At 62.1% G+C, this 16,055-nt stretch carries 17 protein-coding genes and 2 tRNA genes; 6 read left to right on the forward strand and 13 right to left on the reverse strand.

What is annotated here, in order from left to right; genetic code table 11:
• Position 1: 1 nt before the first annotated feature.
• Positions 2-964 carry a hypothetical protein gene (locus tag DQG19_RS02055; protein WP_116124555.1) on the forward strand — a complete coding sequence of 321 codons (963 nt, stop codon included), beginning with the start codon at positions 2-4 and terminating at the stop codon, positions 962-964.
• 8 nt (positions 965-972) lie between these two features.
• Here DQG19_RS02055 and DQG19_RS02060 read toward each other — a convergent pair whose 3' ends face one another.
• From DQG19_RS02060 to DQG19_RS02080, 5 genes are read right to left on the reverse strand one after another with little or no spacing between them, the layout of a single operon-like run.
• Positions 973-1,632, reverse strand: a complete 660-nt coding sequence (locus tag DQG19_RS02060; RefSeq protein ID WP_116124556.1) for a DUF4159 domain-containing protein — start codon at positions 1,630-1,632, stop codon at positions 973-975.
• Positions 1,633-1,637: 5 nt separating this feature from the next.
• A complete protein-coding gene (locus DQG19_RS02065) occupies positions 1,638-2,369 on the reverse strand; it encodes an RsmE family RNA methyltransferase (protein WP_116124557.1) in 732 nt (243 codons plus the stop codon).
• 11 nt (positions 2,370-2,380) lie between these two features.
• On the reverse strand, positions 2,381-2,629 hold the full coding sequence (locus DQG19_RS02070; protein WP_116124558.1) for a NifU family protein: 249 nt from the start codon (positions 2,627-2,629) through the stop codon (positions 2,381-2,383).
• Between the two features lie 43 nt (positions 2,630-2,672).
• Complete coding sequence (locus DQG19_RS02075; protein ID WP_116124559.1) at positions 2,673-3,380, reverse strand: response regulator transcription factor; 708 nt, start codon at positions 3,378-3,380, stop codon at positions 2,673-2,675.
• Complete coding sequence (locus DQG19_RS02080) at positions 3,377-4,711, reverse strand: sensor histidine kinase (RefSeq protein WP_116124560.1); 1,335 nt, start codon at positions 4,709-4,711, stop codon at positions 3,377-3,379. Before DQG19_RS02080 ends, DQG19_RS02075 begins: the two co-directional genes overlap by 4 nt.
• Before the next feature lie 159 nt (positions 4,712-4,870).
• On the opposite strand from DQG19_RS02080, the gene DQG19_RS02085 reads away from it, so the two are divergent.
• From DQG19_RS02085 to DQG19_RS02100, 4 genes are all read left to right on the forward strand, one after another.
• Complete coding sequence (locus DQG19_RS02085; protein ID WP_116124561.1) at positions 4,871-5,644, forward strand: hypothetical protein; 774 nt, start codon at positions 4,871-4,873, stop codon at positions 5,642-5,644.
• A 170-nt stretch (positions 5,645-5,814) separates the two neighbouring features.
• Positions 5,815-6,552, forward strand: coding sequence for a GLPGLI family protein (locus tag DQG19_RS02090; RefSeq protein WP_116124562.1), 738 nt, complete (start codon positions 5,815-5,817; stop codon positions 6,550-6,552).
• Between the two features lie 25 nt (positions 6,553-6,577).
• Positions 6,578-9,280 carry a carboxypeptidase regulatory-like domain-containing protein gene (locus DQG19_RS02095; protein ID WP_116124563.1) on the forward strand — a complete coding sequence of 901 codons (2,703 nt, stop codon included), beginning with the start codon at positions 6,578-6,580 and terminating at the stop codon, positions 9,278-9,280.
• 112 nt (positions 9,281-9,392) lie between these two features.
• A tRNA-Gly gene (locus tag DQG19_RS02100) sits at positions 9,393-9,468 on the forward strand.
• A 223-nt stretch (positions 9,469-9,691) separates the two neighbouring features.
• Here DQG19_RS02100 and DQG19_RS02105 read toward each other — a convergent pair.
• Positions 9,692-10,075 carry a hypothetical protein gene (locus DQG19_RS02105; protein WP_116124564.1) on the reverse strand — a complete coding sequence of 128 codons (384 nt, stop codon included), beginning with the start codon at positions 10,073-10,075 and terminating at the stop codon, positions 9,692-9,694.
• A 136-nt stretch (positions 10,076-10,211) separates the two neighbouring features.
• On the opposite strand from DQG19_RS02105, the gene DQG19_RS02110 reads away from it, so the two are divergent.
• Positions 10,212-10,925 carry a membrane or secreted protein gene (locus DQG19_RS02110; RefSeq protein WP_157974278.1) on the forward strand — a complete coding sequence of 238 codons (714 nt, stop codon included), beginning with the start codon at positions 10,212-10,214 and terminating at the stop codon, positions 10,923-10,925.
• 77 nt (positions 10,926-11,002) lie between these two features.
• Here DQG19_RS02110 and DQG19_RS02115 read toward each other — a convergent pair whose 3' ends face one another.
• The 7 genes from DQG19_RS02115 to DQG19_RS02145 form a co-directional block, all read right to left on the reverse strand.
• Positions 11,003-11,971 (reverse strand): T9SS type A sorting domain-containing protein, encoded by a 969-nt coding sequence (locus tag DQG19_RS02115; RefSeq protein ID WP_116124566.1) that lies wholly within the window; start codon positions 11,969-11,971, stop codon positions 11,003-11,005.
• 121 nt (positions 11,972-12,092) lie between these two features.
• A tRNA-Arg gene (locus DQG19_RS02120) sits at positions 12,093-12,164 on the reverse strand.
• Positions 12,165-12,203: 39 nt separating this feature from the next.
• Positions 12,204-12,749 carry a peptide-methionine (R)-S-oxide reductase MsrB gene (msrB, locus tag DQG19_RS02125; RefSeq protein WP_116124567.1) on the reverse strand — a complete coding sequence of 182 codons (546 nt, stop codon included), beginning with the start codon at positions 12,747-12,749 and terminating at the stop codon, positions 12,204-12,206.
• 45 nt (positions 12,750-12,794) lie between these two features.
• The gene (locus DQG19_RS02130) at positions 12,795-13,925 is read right to left on the reverse strand and encodes a glycerate kinase (RefSeq protein WP_116124568.1); all 1,131 of its coding nucleotides are present in this window, start codon (positions 13,923-13,925) and stop codon (positions 12,795-12,797) included.
• Between the two features lie 12 nt (positions 13,926-13,937).
• Positions 13,938-14,672 (reverse strand): DUF1080 domain-containing protein, encoded by a 735-nt coding sequence (locus DQG19_RS02135; protein ID WP_116124569.1) that lies wholly within the window; start codon positions 14,670-14,672, stop codon positions 13,938-13,940.
• Between the two features lie 38 nt (positions 14,673-14,710).
• Positions 14,711-15,658 carry a ribonuclease Z gene (locus tag DQG19_RS02140; RefSeq protein WP_116124570.1) on the reverse strand — a complete coding sequence of 316 codons (948 nt, stop codon included), beginning with the start codon at positions 15,656-15,658 and terminating at the stop codon, positions 14,711-14,713.
• 6 nt (positions 15,659-15,664) lie between these two features.
• Positions 15,665-16,048 carry an STAS domain-containing protein gene (locus DQG19_RS02145; RefSeq protein ID WP_116124571.1) on the reverse strand — a complete coding sequence of 128 codons (384 nt, stop codon included), beginning with the start codon at positions 16,046-16,048 and terminating at the stop codon, positions 15,665-15,667.
• Between the last annotated feature and the right edge of the window lie 7 nt (positions 16,049-16,055).

The following is a 16,055-nucleotide window of genomic DNA, read 5'->3' on the forward strand; positions in this document are numbered from 1 at the left end:
CATGAAACTCCTCCCGCTGCTGTTGCTGCTCGCTGCCGTGGCCCACGGCCAGCCCTCCCTGTTTGACGCGCTGCACGCCCGGAAGGATACCGCCGTCCTCTCGCTGGAGACCGAATGGGACCAGCTCCTGCATACCAAATCCGCCAAGGAATACCAGCCACTCACGCTGAGCCACGGTGGGCAGCGGCTTGCGGGCCGAATCCGCACCCGCGGCCACGCTCGCCTTCGCGCCTGTCGCTATCCCTCGCTAAAAGTCAAGCTTGAGAAGGATGCTCTTGCCTCTATGGGGTACAGTGTTCTCAACGACCTGAAATTCGTCGTTGCCTGCAATTCCGGCACCGCGGCGCGTGGGTACCTGCGGCGCGAGCGGCTGATGTACGAGCTGCACGCCCTGGTCAGTTCGTACCACCACCGCACCGTCCCGGTACGCCTCGCCTTACCGGGCGGGGATACCTTGCCCGCCTTCCTGATCGAGGCGGAAGAGCAGCTTGAAAGTCGGTACGGCGCCAGCCGGATAGCGGTCGAGCGTATCAGTACCCGCGCATTCGAGCGGCAGGCGTACGCCAATCTCGCCCTCTTCAATTACCTCATTCTGAATACCGACTGGCAACTCCGCACGCTGCACAACGTGGAAGCACTACGGCGGGGGGAGGAGTCGGGATATATTCCGATTCCTTACGACTTCGATTATGCCGGCCTGGTCGACACCGACTACGCCCTGCCGCGGGAGTCGCTGGGGCAGGTATCGGTCCAGGAACCGCACTTTCTGGGACGCGGGCTCCGCTTTGCCGAACTCCGTACTGCCGCCGACGGCTTTTTGGCGCAGCGGGAAAGCCTGGAGAACGCGGTCCGCGACCATCCTACGCTGCAGGAGCGCCACCGCCGGATCATTCTGCGGAGGTTAAAAACGTTCTTTGCCCAGATCGCGAACGACCGTGAGCTGGAGCGATTGGCGAGCAGGTAGGCTCGCTGCTACTGACGAAAGGCAAACTCCACGACGTTGGCCCCCATCTGCAGGGCGGCCGCCCGGATTTCGGCGGGATCGTTGTGCACCGACTCGTCTTCCCACCCGTCGCCGAGGTCACTGGAAAACGTATAGAAGCACACCAGCCGGTCCTCGTGAAAGAGCCCAAACCCGCGGGGCGGCTCCCCGTCGTGCTCGTGGATTTTAGGTAGCCCGCCGGGAAAATTATACGTCTGATGGTAGATCGGGTGATCGAAGGGCAGCTCGACGAAGGAGGATTCCGGGAACACCTGCTCCATCGCCACGCGGATGTAGGGGTCCATTCCGTAGTTGTCGTCGATGTGCAGAAAGCCCCCGCCCAGCAGGTAATTGCGCAGATTCTCGGCCTCGGCGGCGGAGAACACGACGTTTCCGTGTCCGGTCATGTGTACCCAGGGATAATTGTACAGTTCTGCACTACCGACGTCTACGGTCCCGTAGTCGAGGGCAAAGTTGGTACCGAGGGTCTGGTTACAGAAGGCGGCCAGGTTGGGCAGGGCCGTGGGGTTGGCGTACCAGTCCCCTCCCCCGTTGTACTTGAGGAGGGCCAGCTGCAGTTGGGCGGCGGGCGCGGGTGCGGCGGAGATGGAGAACAAAGCGAGGCCGGTCAGGATCAGGAGATAGCGCATACCGCTTAAACGTCGCGAGCGGCTCCGGGGATTAGCGGCCAGGCGGCCGATTCTATCGTATGGACGGCAGTTAGCGCGGCCGTTTCGGTGCGAAGGCGGTGCGGTCCCAGGCTCACGGGGCGGAAGCCGGCGGCGGCGGCTTGCTCGGCCTCTGCGGGACTGAATCCCCCCTCGGGACCGATGGCGATCACCGTATCGTTACCCGGCCGGATCGCCGTGGACAGCAGGGCGGCACCTTCTTCCCCCAGGTACCCCAGAAAACGGTCGCCGGGGAGGTCGGCCGACAGTACGTCGGACCAGTCGGAGAGCTCGCCCAGTTCGGGAAGCCAGGCGCGAAGGCTCTGCTTCATGGCGGATTGCAGCACACGCTCGAGGCGATCGGCCCGCAGGCGCTGCCGTTCGCTGTGCTCGGTCAGGATGGGGACGATGCGATCGATCCCGATCTCGGTGGCCTTCTCCAGGATCCACTCGAAGCGGTCGATGCTCTTGGTGGGGGCGACCAGCAGGGTGAGCCGGTGACCCGCGCGGCGGGCTTCGCGGCGCACCAGGCGTACGTCGAGCAGGCACTCCCGCTTACCGGCTTCTAGGATGGTGGCAGAGAACCAGCCGCCGCTGCCGTCGACCAGGTCCAGCTCGTCGCCGGGCCGCTTGCGCAGTACCCGGACCACGTGGCGGGCTTCCTCCTCCGCCAGGCTATGGGTACCGGCCTGCAGGTCGGGATCGTAAAACAGTTGCACGCGCTAGGGGATCAGTTTACGGCCACTACCCCGTTGATCTGCGGCAGCCGGCTTTTGATGGCCTGCTCGACGCCGGCCTTCATGGTCATGGCCGTCATGGAGCAGCCGTGGCAGGCGCCCAGCCACTTAATCTCGACGATCTGATTGTCGCTTACCGTGACCACCTCGATGTCACCGCCGTCGATGGCCAGGTGGGGCCTGACCGCTTCGAGGGCCGCATCAACGCGGGTGATCAAGCTGTTTCTTTCCTCCTGGGTCATTAATGGTGGTTTGCTAGCAAATGTAAACAACCCGAGCCAACGATTAGGTTGCATCGTCGTGCAGAAGCATGCGGTAGCCCACGCCGCGTAGCGTCAGGATGCGGACGTCTGGCTCCCCCTCGAGGTGCTTGCGGAGTTTGCGAACGTACACGTCAAGGTTGCGGCTGTGAAAGAAGCCGTCGTCGCCCCAGAGGTCCCGCAGTATGTTAGGGCGGGGAATTACCTCCTGCGCGCTGCGCAGGATCAGGTAGCGCAGCAATTCCGCTTCCCGGTGACTTAGGTCGATACGGCGCCCCCGGTCGTCGACCAGGGTGAGGGAGCGGTAGGCGAAGGTGGTGCCCCCTAGCTGGTAAACTTCCTCCGTGTCCGCGGAGCCGTCCCCGCTGCCCGCACGCAGGCGTACCAAGTTCTCCATTCGTACGAGCAATTCCTCCATACTAAAGGGCTTCCGGAGGTAGTCATCGCCCCCGGATCGAAAGCCGGTCACCGCGTCGGCGGCGTCGACCCGGGCCGTTAAAAACAAGATGGGCAGATCCGGAGCCGCGAGGCGCAGCTGCCGCCCGATGCTGAACCCGTCGCGACCGGGCAATTGTACATCCAGCACCGCGATATCAAAGGTGTCGGGATGGGCCAGGGCCGTTGCCGCCCTATCCGCGGAAGTGTACCACTCCATCCGGCAACCACGGCTTTCGAGACTTTGCTTCACGATCCGCCCCAGAACGGGTTCGTCTTCTACGTACAGTACGTTCATGCCCCGGTAAATTGCAGGGTGACGGTGGTACCGGAAGGCCCCGATGCCGCTACCCTGGCCGTACCGCCGTGCACTTCAGCCACCTGGCGGACCAGGGTCAGCCCCAGGCCGTTGCCCTTTACCGTATGTCCCCGCTGCCCCGGCGGCACCCGGTAAAAGCGGTCGAAGATGCGGTCCTGGTCCTGCTCCCCCACCCCGGCGCCGTTATCGGTGACGGAATAGCGTACTGCGCCGTCGGGGCCGGACGCTATGTCCACCCGGATCAAGGGTGGCTCCCCACCGTACTTCACGGCGTTGTCGAGCAGATTGGATATCGCAAGGCCGAGGTAGTGGGGGTCGCCGGTGACCGTTGTCCGTCCACTGGCCGAGAGCTGGAGGGTGCCGGGCTCGAGCCCGTACCGCAGGGCGACGGGCCGCCACGCCGCTGCGGTCGCCTCCGCCAGATCAACCGGTACGTGAAGCAGCTTTTCCGGTGCGGCGGCCATCCGCAGACTACCGATGGCCTGGTCGGCAAGGCGGTCCAGCCGCGTCAGCTCCTGCCGGCTCAGCTCGAGGTAATCACGGCGGAGGGCAGGATCGTCGTCCGCGCCGAAGCGGTCCAGCGCTTCCAGGGCGGCCGTGACGGCGGCGATCGGGGTCTTCAGTTCGTGGGAGATATTGGCCAGCAGGGCCTCGCGGTCCTGTACCTGCCGGCGGTGCTCCTTCAGGCTGCGGTAGGCGGTGAAGAGAGCCAGACAGATAGCCGCCACCATGACCAACGAGAACAGCAGTTCACCTCCCATCTCCATGATCACCCGCAGGCGGTAATCGCTCAGGCCCAGCACCTTCGTGGATTTAGAAGAGAGGGCTCCGGCGCCGGTAAGTTGAAAGGGCCAGGCCCCCGCGGCCCGGGCCGAATCAGCGGAAGCATACCGGTGCAGGCGCACGCCATACCTGGTGGCCACGGAGTCCAGATCCGACGGCTCTGTCGTGACGTTGAGTACTACGGCAGCGCTGTCTACGGTGCCTACGCTACCGGGGACGGCGGGGCGTAGCGTATCGTCGGCCGATCGCGCCGGTGCTACCGTGTACGTCACCTGATCGCTGGGACCATCGTCGATCCGGATATGGCCGAAGTGAAAGGTAGTATCCTTACCCACTACGTCCATGCGCACTTTCCCCTGGTCCATGATACTTGCGAGCATGCGCTCCGTCCGTAACCGACCCAGCTCGGTATTGATGCGCTCAATGAACAGACTGCGCTGCTCCACGTAGCTCGCGTGCAGGAAGTATCCCAGGAGGGAGAACGTGAACAACAGTGCTACGGTCAGGGAGAGGGCAACCCGTTTCATAGCCCCAAGGTACGGGCGTACGTCAGGTGCCCGGGGCCGGATTAACCTTTATTAACCTTAGTTGAGGTGGATTAACCGGTCCGTCGGGGACCTCGGCTCACCTTTGTACTGTCCCCAAGCACCAGCAACGGCAGTACGCCACGCATAACAACCACAACGATGCGCATCCTCCCCCTCTTCCTCCTTTCCGGCTTCCTGCTCCTGACGTCATCCGCCGCGGCGCAGGCCACGTACGGCGAACTGATCTACACCCGGACCGACGCACTCCCGACGAAGGGAATCGGCGACGGCGCGCTGAACGGGAAGATGCAGGAGTTACTAGGGCAACTTCACGCCAGTGGAGGTACGACCCGTCGGTACCACCTGCGGTTTTCCCCGGGCGCCTTTGAATTCCGGGAACTGCACCAGCCCCCCCGAGAGATCGAATCGGGGGGAATACGCATCATGGTCAATAACGGACCCACCCCACCCGACCGTTTCTATACCGACACCCATACCCACGAAATACACAACAGCGAAGCCATCGCCGATCGCATGTTTCAGTACGGGGGCCCCGCGCCCACCGTGGCGTGGACGCTAACCGGTGAATCCGTACCCGCGAGTGCCGCCACGCTGGGCTTTCCCTTGCTGGTCGCCCGGGCCGTTACTATCACCGGCGACACCCTGCTTGCCCGGTACGCCCCGGCCCTGCCGGTTTCCTTCGGGCCGCTCAACTACTACGACCTGCCGGGTGCCATTCTCCAGCTGGAGATCACCGGACCGGGCTATCACCGGTCGTATCGGGCCGAAACCCTGGAACTGTCCGCCGAGCCACTAGACATTGCACCCGCCACGGAGGGCAAAGAAGTATCGATCGACGAGTTTAATCGCCAGCGGAACAAGTTCCGTGCGCGTAAACCCAACGCCGTACGCACGGTCGTGCGCAGCCAGTAAAGCCAAGTATTGCGCCAATAAAACGATCGCGACCACCAGAACCATCGGTAGGGATCATCAGATGGTCGAGCGTATTGTGCCGACTATCTAATAGAAAGGTTAAGGCGGCCAGATAGACGTGTATTGTGGGAGGTGAACCGTAATTTACTCCAAAAGCCCCACCAAATAGTATGAAGTATTTATCGTTGATCCTGTTCCTTCTCTTGGTAGGCCCGCTCGGCGCCCAGATCACGCACGGAACCATCGACTACGTTGAGCACAAGGAATTCCCGGTTTACGAGGGTATGTCCATTGACCAGAAGAAGCGTATGGAGGAGATGAAGGCCGAAGGCGCCTTCGACCGTACCGGCCGGTTGACCTTCGACCAGAACGCCTTTAAGTACCAGCAACTCCAGCAGGAGCAGGAGCCCGACGGCCGGCGGGGCTGGTGGGGCAACGACGAGACCGAAAACAAGAACATCTACTACACCGACATCTCCGACAGCCTGGTCACCGACCAGCGGCAGATCATGGACCGTATGTTCATCATGGAGGACAAGTGGCTGCAGCCGGAATGGGAAGTACCCGCCAACCAGCGGGCCAATATGGCCTACACCCTGCCCAGCAAGGTGGCCTTCGCGACCTCCCCGGAGGGAGACACGCTGACCGCCTACTTCACCGAAACCATACCCATCGGTATCGGGCCCGCCGGTTTCGGCGGCCTGCCGGGGGCCATCGTGTACCTGAAGGTGCAGAACGAAGGGATGTACACGGAGTACACCATGAAAACGATGCAGCCCAACCCGGCGGAGCTCAGCCTGGTCAAGCCCACGGAGGGCGACATTATTACCCGTGAAAAATTCAACAAGGTTGCCGAGAAACGCCGCGAGGTGATGGAGCGCCGCCGCCGCGGCTGGGACCGCAACTAATACTACCGCACAACCATACCCCACAATGAGACACCTGCTTACCCTGTTCCTCGTCCTCGCGGGCCTGATGCTCCACGCCCAGTCGGAGATCAGCGCTACTGTCGTCGATACGACCGGCACCACGCTGCCGGGCGCCAACGCCGTGCTGCTGCGTACCTCGGACACCCTGCTCACCAGCTTCGGCACTACCGACGACAAGGGAGAATTCCTGATGCAGAAGGTGCCGCCCGGAGAGTACATCCTCCGCGTCACCTTCCTCGGCTTCGAACGCCCGGACCAGGAGATCACCGTCACCGCCTCCGACCAGTACCTGGGTCTCGGAGAACTGCGGATGTACCCCGCCGGCTTCCAGCTGAGCGGCGTGGAGGTCACCGCCGACCGTATCCCCATCCGCATGAAGGGCGATACGATGCTTTACGACGCCGCGGCCTTCGCCATCGGGGAGAACGCCAAGGTAGAAGACCTGCTGCGCCGCCTGCCCGGCATGAGCGTGGACGCCAACGGCCAGCTTACCTGGCGGGGAAAACCCATCAACGAGGTCATGATCAACGGCAAGCCCTTCTTTGCCGGTAATTCCACCCTGATTACCCAGAACCTCGACGCCAAAGCCATCAAAAACGTGGAGGTGTTTGACCAGAAAACCGACGATGAAGAGATATCCGGGGTCGACGACGGCCAGGAAAACACGACCGTTAACCTCGAAATGAACGAGGAATTCAAGGCCAAGATCTTCGGCGAGTTGTACGCCGGAGGCGGACAGGCGGCCGGGGGAGACGACCCACGCTACGACGGCGGCGGAAAACTCTTCCGCATCAGCGACGCCACGCAAATCGGCATCCTGGGGACCATCAACAACGTCAACCGCGTCGGCTTCACCGGCGACGAGCTGTCGAGCTTCAACCAAAGCTCCGGCCGCGGGGGTTACATCCGCTTCGGCGACGGCTCCCTGCCCTACTACGACGGCGGACAGGCCCCGGGCCAGAACCGCAGTATTGCTACCGGCATCAACTTCGGCCGGACGGTCGGACAGCACGGTCAGCTTACGATGGACTACACGCTGTTCGAGCGCCGGCAGACACAGACGGTCACCGAGCGACAGGCCTTTACCCGGGCGAACAACGAGCGTACCATCTTTTCCCAGCAGACGGACGCCACCAAGAACTACAGCCACGGCCTCAACGTGGAGTACGAACAGGAGATCGACAGTACCTCGCGGCTGCGCTTCTACGGCAACGGCTTCCTGAGCGGCAACGACGGACGTTCGGTGGCCGCCACCCGCGTCACCAGCGACAACGACCCCGAAAATTCCTACCGCGTGGAAGAGATGTCCGACGGCTACAATCCCGGTGGATCCGCCTCCCTGCGCTACAACCGGCGCCTCAGCGGGCGGCGCGGCCGCACCTTTGGGGCCTCCACCTCGGTCAACTACCGCAAGGACCAGACCGACCTCGACGTCCTGGTCGCCGGCCTCCAGGAGGACAATTCCGGCAACCTCCCCATCGCCGGTAGCCTCCAGAACGGCCTCCAGGTACAGGATCGCCTGACCAACTCGCTGAGCTATAACGGTGAGGTACGCTACGATCAACCGATCACCGAAAAGCTGGTGCTGGAAACCGAGCTGGGATACAATTACGATGAGGACGAGGGCGATTACCGCTTCCGGCTCGAGGAGGCCGACCCTATCACGAACCTGCTGAACCGCAGCTGGACCACCTACCGCGGAGAGGCTGACCTTTCCTACCGTTTCGGTGAGGGCAACAACTTCCAGGTCGGGGCGGTACTGCAACGCAACCAACTCGGCGTCAGCGGAGACACCTCTCGCACCTCCGACTTCACCTACCTCCTTCCGGACATCGGATTCCGCCTTCGTAAGGGCAAGACCTTCTTCCGGCTCAATTACCGCGCAGACGTGCAGGCACCCAGCGTCAGCCAGCTGCAGACCATCGCCCGCCCCTCGGTGACCGGCCGCGTAAACGTAGGCAACCCCAACCTCGACCCCGCTACCCAGCACGAGGTAAGCGGCAATGTGTGGTTCAACGATCAGTTCCGGGCCATCAGCCTTAACGGATACGTCAGCGCGGGCTACACCGACAACGCCTTCGGCAACAGCCTCACCTTCACCCCGAGCCAGCAGATCTACCAGACCGTCAACGTCAGCCACGCCTGGCGGACCATGGTATACGCCGGCTCCACGATCGGTATGGCATTCATGAAGGGCGAACTACGGACCAACGTTAACAGCAGCCAAAGCATCGGCCAGGGCTTCGTGGACGGCGTAGCCCGGACCAACACGTCCTCCAACTTCAGCGGCACCGTCGACCTGACCACGGAATTCAACCAAAAGTCATTCCTCAAGGCCGGCTACACCTACTCCCGCAACGTGAACAGCTTCGACGACGAGGAGACCGATGACATCGTCACTGTCACCCACGACATTGTAACCCAGTTCCAGCTCGAGGTGACCGATACCTGGCGCTTTGAAACGCAATTCACCTACCGCATCTTCGAAGCGGCCTCCTTTGCCAATGCCACCAACATTCCGGACCTCCAGGCAAGCATCGAGATCCGTCCCTTCAAGAAGGCCGGCCACTACTTCGTGATCGGCGGCCGCGACCTGCTGAACCAGAACACGATCATCAATCGCTACGCCCAGGCGTTCGTCACGACGGAACGCACGAGCAACGGCCTAGGGCGCTACGTACTGGCCACCTTCCACTACCAGTTGTAGGGGCAAAAAGAATGATTAGCAACTTTTTTGCCCGATGACTTGGATAGTCCTGACGGGTGTCCCTATATTTGCAGCGCTTTAGAAATAAAGCATGGCTGAGCAGCCAGCAGACGCGGATGTAGCTCAGTTGGTAGAGCGCAACCTTGCCAAGGTTGAGGTCGCCGGTTCGAACCTGGTCATCCGCTCCAAACTCGCGACAAAGCCGCTTCTCTTCGGAGGAGCGGCTTTCGTCGTTTAGGGAACTTTCGTGGCGAGTACCTCCACAGATATGGCCGGTTAGGGTAGGCCGCTTCCCTCGCCCGGTGGCCGCCGGAAACAACAGACCGTTAGACCGATTCGCAACACAGGGTTGCGGCGGCGCGCGGGTGCGGTGACCCTTTCAAACTTGTAAGGTAAGTAGGTAGCTAACGCCTAGATGTCGCGCACGGAATTACGATCCGTGACAACCTCGACCAGTTCGCGGAGGAACTGTACCTGCCCGGGGCTGAGGTGGTTCTTCAGGGCATCCTTAATGGTCAGGAAGGTACCGGATTCCAGTTCGCGGAGGCGCTCCTTAATCTCGCCGGCATCCTCGTAGAGCATCTGCTTGAGGCTGGGGATCTCGTGCCAGTCGCCCTCTACGGCAACGGCTTCCTCGCGGTCTTCGGCGGGCTCGAGGCTGATCAGGTCGGGGTTATCTACCTTAAGGTCTCCTTCCGGAAGTCCCCACTGCTCGGATTGCTGCGTGAGAAACACTTCCAGGCCGCGTTCGCGGAAGCGATAGATAATGAGCCGGGCTTTTTTACGTAGTCCCATATGATGTGCTAACGGAGGCCGAAAGGTATAGTTACGGAGATGCTACTTTTTAATAGCGTCCGGCTAACTATTTGTTTACCGACGAAGGTACAACGATCCGGGGGCCTCTCCCGTTCTTGACGGACAAACCGACACCATGAAACAACTTTTCATTCTACTATGGCTGAGCCCGTTGCTGTTGCCGGCCCAGGACACCGGCGCCGCCCTGCGCGGCGCCTGGCAGTCCAGCTTCACCGGCGCCGACGGGGAGGAGCATGAACTTTCGATGCTTATCCAGGACGGCTATTTCTCCATGACAGCCTACGACGTGGACGATAAAAGCTTCCTGGCGACGCTCGGAGGCAGCTACGAAATTACCGGCGACACCCTCCTGGTGACCTACGAGTGGGACTCTTCGGTGCCGCAGAACGTGGGCAGCACCCGCGCCATGCCCTTTGGTGTGAACGGCAGCCTGCTGGTTTTCAACGGCGACAAAGCCTGGCAACGGGCCGGTGAAGGAGACGGAGAACTGGCCGGCGCCTGGCAGATTACCGGCCGCAAGCAAGACGGGGAGATGCGCCGTCGTACCCCGACCGGGCCGCGCCGGACCATGAAAATTTTGACCGGCGGACGCTTCCAGTGGATAGCCTACAACACCGAATCCCGCGAGATGCTGGGCACCGGCGGAGGCACCTATACCGCAGAAGAGCCCCGTTACAGTGAGAAGATCGAATTCTTCAGCCGCGATCCCGAACGGGTGGGCGATCAGCTGAGCTTTGATTACAAGATCCGCAACAGCGAGTGGCACCACATGGGCTTCAGCAGCAAGGGTGACCCCCTTTACGAAACCTGGGGTCACCGTCCGCGCTAGCTGCTGGGGGGCTTATGAGAAAGGCCCGGCACCTTCTCAGGTACCGGGCCTTTCCAATTCGCGAAGGAGCCGGTTGGCTAGTGGCGAATCACGAGTCGCTGGGTGGTGCCGGCCACGTTGGCTCCCTGGGTGCGGATGAAGTACATGCCTTCCGGCACCGTTGAAACGTCGATTCCGCCCCGGGCGATATCGGCGTTGTAGGTCTGCAACAGTCGGCCGGCCGCATCGATAAGGTCGACGGAACCAATGCCCTCGGGTACGGTCATACGGACCTTGTTCGTTGCGGGGTTGGGGAAGACCATGACTTCCTCGGACGTCCGCTCCTCGCCCGGTACGAACACGATATTGCTGTAGTCGGCGGTACCGTCGAAGTCAAGCTGCCGGACGCGATAGTAGGTAGCCGCTTGCGGCCAGTTGGTGCGCACCGAGTAGCCGGTTTCCAGGCTTCCGTTGTCTCGGTAGGCAATTTTTTCCACGGTTTTGAAGCCGTCGCCGTCGAAGGCCTGCAGCTCGTAACCGGCCACGTCCACCTGATCGGAGACGGACCAGTCGAATTCGAGGCGCTCGCCGGCGGGCCGGTACGCCAGTTCCCGCACCCAATTGACGGGCAATGCGGCCTCCACCAGGAAGACGATGTTCTTCGGATTGTTATTCTGGTTTCGCAGGTTGTTGTCGTAGGTGATTCTGAAGCTACCAATTGCCCCGTAGGTGACCTCAAGGCTGTATTCTCCGGGGATTGGGATGATGCTCTGGAAGGTGTTTGCGTCGATGTCTACGGTTACCGGGGGGGCATCGGGGAGGGCGGCCGCATAGACGTCCAGGGTGGCGAGGGCACCTTCTCCCTCAATGCCGGTTATGGTGAAGCCTTCCTGGGGGCCGTTGGCATTGATTCGAACACAAAACGTTTCCTCAGCACCGACCGTCCTAGTTTCGGTAGTGCTTAGGGAATTGATGGCGCCGCTCAGGTTGCGGTAGGTATCACAGGGTTGGGCAAAAATCAATACGGGCAGCAGGAGTATGCTACCTATTGGTAGAAGTCTTAACATGAGTATGGTAGTTGTTGTCAGAAAGCTTGTGCCGTAACGTGTTAAAGTGACGTCACGGCACAATATATCTAAAAAAACAGGTCAACATACCCTATGTTCGGATGGCAATCGCCCAAAGTAGTAGCCCCAGCAAGACTCGAACTTGCATTTTCGGTTTAGGAAACCAACGTTCTATCCCTTGAACTATGGGGCTTGGTACCGGCCGCACCCGCGGCCCGGCCGGCAAATATACCTAGAGATCGTCTTCCGGCACGAAGTTCAGCGCCGCCCCGTTGATGCAGTAGCGCAGCCCGGTGGGTTGGGGTCCGTCGGGGAAGACGTGGCCCTGGTGCCCGCCGCACCGTGCGCAGCTGACTTCCACCCGCTCCATGCCGTAGCTGCGGTCGACGTCTTCCTGTACGTAGTCGGCCTCGATCGGCTCATAAAAGCTTGGCCAACCCGTGCCCGATTCAAATTTGGTGCTACTGCTGAACAGGGGCATACCACAGGCGCGACAGGCAAACACACCGGCCGCCTTCACCTCGTTGAGTGGGCTGGAGAAGCTGCGTTCGGTACCTTCCTCGCGCAGAACATAGTATTCTTCATCGGTAAGGATCGACTTCCAGTAGGCGTCGGTGGTATCGATCTTGTTGATCGTTCCGTCGGTAGGCGGGTCGTAACGGTAGTCGGGCATACTCGGGGAAACGCCCGCAGCCACGTCGGAAGTGGTGGCCGTAGTCTGAGAAGTGGAATTGCACGCCAGCGTGAGCAGCAGGGCAAGGGAGAAGAAAATGCGCATGGATAAGTTCTTTGCGCTTATAACACCGGGGCTACGGGGGCGGGTTCAACCTTGCCGGTCCGCCCCCTTACCGGAGACGGGCCGGTTGCGCAGGTAGAGATAGATCATCTGCTCCAGCCAGTAAGCCGCCCGCCCCATCCGCTCCTCGGGAGGCGCCGCGGTATTTCGGTCGAGGGATAGCAGCGCCTCGGCCCCCAGCTGCCCCGCGCCGATTTCCGCGGTTCCGCAGGTGACGATGGTGGGTTGACGGTACCCCAGCACGCCGGCGACGACTTTGCCGTACAGGGTTTGCTCGTCGACCTTTCCCTCACCGGTGATGATCAAGTCCGCCGCCGCGGCCAGCTCCGCAAAGCCCACCGCTTCGAATAATCCCTCCGTCCCCCGGCGCAGCCGCGCGCCCAGGAATGCGACACAGCCCGCACCAAGCCCGCCCGCCGCTCCCCCACCCCGCAGTTCCCTGACCTCGCATCCCAGGTCTCGTTCCAGGAGGCGCGCGAAGTGCTGCTGGTTGCGTTCCAGTTGTTCGAGGTCTTCGGGCGGCGCACCCTTCTGCTGCGCGTAGGTGTAGGTTGCACCGGAGGGTCCGAGCAACGGGTTAGTCACGTCGCAGAGCGCGGTGATCCGCGCGCCCGCCAGGCCGGGGTGGCGGTGGCTGCCGTCGATCCGGTGGACCGCCTGCAGACTGTCCGCCATCGGTACGAAGGAGTATCCCTCACGGCTCAGAAAGCGATATCCGAGAGCGGCCGCCATACCGGCCCCGCAGTCGCTGGTGGCACTGCCCCCCAGCATAAGGGTTACGCGGGTTGCTCCGCGGGCCAGTGCGTCGTCGAGCAGGGTGCCCACGCCAATGGTCGTCGTATTCTTCGGGTGACGGCGCGGCGGGGGTACGAGGTGTAAGCCGCAGGCGGCCGCGGTTTCAATGACCGCCCGGTCGCCGCCGAGCAGGTAGCCGGCGTCCACGGGGCGGCGGAGCGGACCCGGTACCGCCAGGCGATGGCGCTTCAGTCCCGGCTGACGGGCCAGTAAATCGAGGCTGCCCTCCCCGCCGTCGGCGAGCGGTTGCAGTACGACCTGCGCCTGCGGCAGCGCGGAACGCACGCCGCGCGCAATGGCGGCGGCGGCGGCCTCGGCGCTGAGGCTTCCCTTAAACTTGTCGGGACAGATTAGTACGTTCAAGGTGGCGCGGCCCTAGAGCTCGCGAACCCAGATGTTGCGGTAGGCCACCTTGTTGCTGTGGTCCTGCAGCTGGATCACGTCGTCGCCGTGGGCCACGTAGTGGGGCAGGCCGATGTACTCGGTCGGACCTTTGATCTCGAAGTTGTTCTGCACCACTACCCCGTTCATCAGTACGGTCACGTAGGCGGGGCGAATCAGCATCCCGTCGTCGTTGAAGCGGGGGGCGGTGTAGATGACGTCGTAGGTCTGCCATTCGCCCTGCGGCTTGAGTGCATTGACAAGCGGCGGGGTCTGCTTGTAGATGGAGCCCGCCTGGCCATTGGTGTAGGTATCACTGCCCTCGCTTTCAAGCACCTGGAGTTCGTAGCGGCCCTGGAGGAAGATGCCGCTGTTGCCGCGCTGCTGTCCCTGCTTGTCGGGTTCGTTGGGGCTTTTCCACTCCACGTGCAACTGCATATCCCCGAACTTGCGGCGGGTGGCGATATCGCCGGTACCGGGGTTGACGACCAGGGCATCGCCCTCCTTCGTCCACTCGGCCGCACCGCCACCATTGGCCTTCACCCACTCGCTGGCGTCGGCGCCGGGGCCCAGCAGCACGATCGCGTCGGCGGGCGCTTCTCCCAGCATGGCGCCGGGCTTCACCTTCGGCGGGACGGGTTCGTAGAATTCTGTGGCCTTGGGATCGGTAATCTGACCGAAACAGCTGAAGGCGAAACAGCAAAACAAGGGAAGCAGGTAGTTGCGCATAATGGACTTTGTTAGGCCGGCCAAGTTAGCATTTACCATCAACTTTCCCCATCAGGGGCACCGCGTCCGGCAAACGGAACGACGAAGCGATACAGGTCCCGCGCTACGTAAGACGGCGGGAATACATCGCGCGCTTCCCGTTCGTGGGGTCCCAAATCTCCATAGCGGCTGCTGAAGTGCCCGATGATGAGGCGGCCGGCTCCCGCGTCCCGTGCCGTCCAGGCCGCTTCGCGGGCGGTGGAGTGCCCCTTCTCCCGCGCTTCCGCCGCCCGGTCGTGCAGGAAGGTGGCTTCATGGTACAGCAGGTTGACCCCCCGCACGTAGTCCGCCAGCTCGGGGAAGTACCAGGTATCCGAGCAGTAGGCGTAGGCCCGGGGTTCGGGAGCGGGCGTGGTGAGCTCCCCGTGGGCGATCACCCGGCCGTCGGGGAGGACAAAGTCGCCCCCCGCCTTGATCGCGGGAATGTCCGCTACGGGGATTTCGTATTCCGCCAGCTTTTCCTTCCGAAGATTCGCGGGCCGGGGCAGTTCCCGGATGAGGTAACCGTTGGTGGCAATGCGGTGCCGGAGCGGAAAGGCTATTACCTCCAGGTCGCCCACGGTAGCGATACGGTCCGGTCGAATAGCGGTATGTTCCTCGAAGGTAAGGGGGTACGGCAGGCGGTAGCGGTCCAGTTCCAGGAGGGGCGCCAGCCGGTCACGGAGCCCGGGAGGACTGATGATGCGGAGGGGAGCCCTTCGTCCGTTGAGTGCCAGGCTCGTCAGCAGGCCGGGCAGGCCGAAAAAGTGATCGCCGTGGAGGTGAGTAATGAGGATCAGCGGTACCCGCCCGAATCCTACCCCGGCGGCCTGCAGCTGAAGTTGGGTGCCTTCTCCGCAGTCGACCAGAATATCGGTCGACTCACTCTGAAACAGGTGAGCCGAAGCGTGACGGTCCGGTCCCGGCACGGCGCCGTTCGACCCCAGGATGGTGACACCGAAACGCAAGGGCCGTTATTCGTCGCCCGGCTCGGCCTGCATGTCGCGCTGCAGTTCTTCCATAAAGATGAAGTCGACGGCCTCGCTCTTGGTCGGCAGGATGGTAAGCACGGTGTCCACCTTACTGATTTCGACGAGGCGCTTCACCGCGGCGTGCTCCACGCCGGTCACCACGAAGGTGCCCAGGTTGCTCCACAGGCGGCGGGCGGTCAGGATGGCACTGAGGCCGGAGGAGTCCACGTACTTGACGGAGGTAAGGTCCAGAATCAAATTGGTGATACCCTCGTTGGCCAAAATCACGAACTCGGATTTCAGCTGGGGCGCAACGGCGGAGTTAAGGTTATCCTCTTCTGGCTTGATTACGCTGTAGCGTTCCTGCTTGTCGATGCTGAATTTCATTGGTAGT

The organism is Lewinella sp. IMCC34183, from assembly GCF_003390915.1.
Lineage (GTDB): Bacteria > Bacteroidota > Bacteroidia > Chitinophagales > Saprospiraceae > Neolewinella.

What these genes read in the sequence shown, in the direction of transcription:
- DQG19_RS02055 (WP_116124555.1), top strand. Translation starts at nt 2, where the DNA reads ATGAAACTCCTCCCGCTGCTGTTGCTGCTCGCTGCCGTGGCCCACGGC.
- DQG19_RS02060 (WP_116124556.1), bottom strand. Translation starts at nt 1,632, where the DNA reads ATGCGCTATCTCCTGATCCTGACCGGCCTCGCTTTGTTCTCCATCTCC.
- DQG19_RS02070 (WP_116124558.1), bottom strand. Translation starts at nt 2,629, where the DNA reads ATGACCCAGGAGGAAAGAAACAGCTTGATCACCCGCGTTGATGCGGCC.
- DQG19_RS02075 (WP_116124559.1), bottom strand. Translation starts at nt 3,380, where the DNA reads ATGAACGTACTGTACGTAGAAGACGAACCCGTTCTGGGGCGGATCGTG.
- DQG19_RS02080 (WP_116124560.1), bottom strand. Translation starts at nt 4,711, where the DNA reads ATGAAACGGGTTGCCCTCTCCCTGACCGTAGCACTGTTGTTCACGTTC.
- DQG19_RS02085 (WP_116124561.1), top strand. Translation starts at nt 4,871, where the DNA reads ATGCGCATCCTCCCCCTCTTCCTCCTTTCCGGCTTCCTGCTCCTGACG.
- DQG19_RS02090 (WP_116124562.1), top strand. Translation starts at nt 5,815, where the DNA reads ATGAAGTATTTATCGTTGATCCTGTTCCTTCTCTTGGTAGGCCCGCTC.
- DQG19_RS02095 (WP_116124563.1), top strand. Translation starts at nt 6,578, where the DNA reads ATGAGACACCTGCTTACCCTGTTCCTCGTCCTCGCGGGCCTGATGCTC.
- DQG19_RS02105 (WP_116124564.1), bottom strand. Translation starts at nt 10,075, where the DNA reads ATGGGACTACGTAAAAAAGCCCGGCTCATTATCTATCGCTTCCGCGAA.
- DQG19_RS02110 (WP_157974278.1), top strand. Translation starts at nt 10,212, where the DNA reads ATGAAACAACTTTTCATTCTACTATGGCTGAGCCCGTTGCTGTTGCCG.
- DQG19_RS02115 (WP_116124566.1), bottom strand. Translation starts at nt 11,971, where the DNA reads ATGTTAAGACTTCTACCAATAGGTAGCATACTCCTGCTGCCCGTATTG.
- msrB (WP_116124567.1), bottom strand. Translation starts at nt 12,749, where the DNA reads ATGCGCATTTTCTTCTCCCTTGCCCTGCTGCTCACGCTGGCGTGCAAT.
- DQG19_RS02135 (WP_116124569.1), bottom strand. Translation starts at nt 14,672, where the DNA reads ATGCGCAACTACCTGCTTCCCTTGTTTTGCTGTTTCGCCTTCAGCTGT.
- DQG19_RS02145 (WP_116124571.1), bottom strand. Translation starts at nt 16,048, where the DNA reads ATGAAATTCAGCATCGACAAGCAGGAACGCTACAGCGTAATCAAGCCA.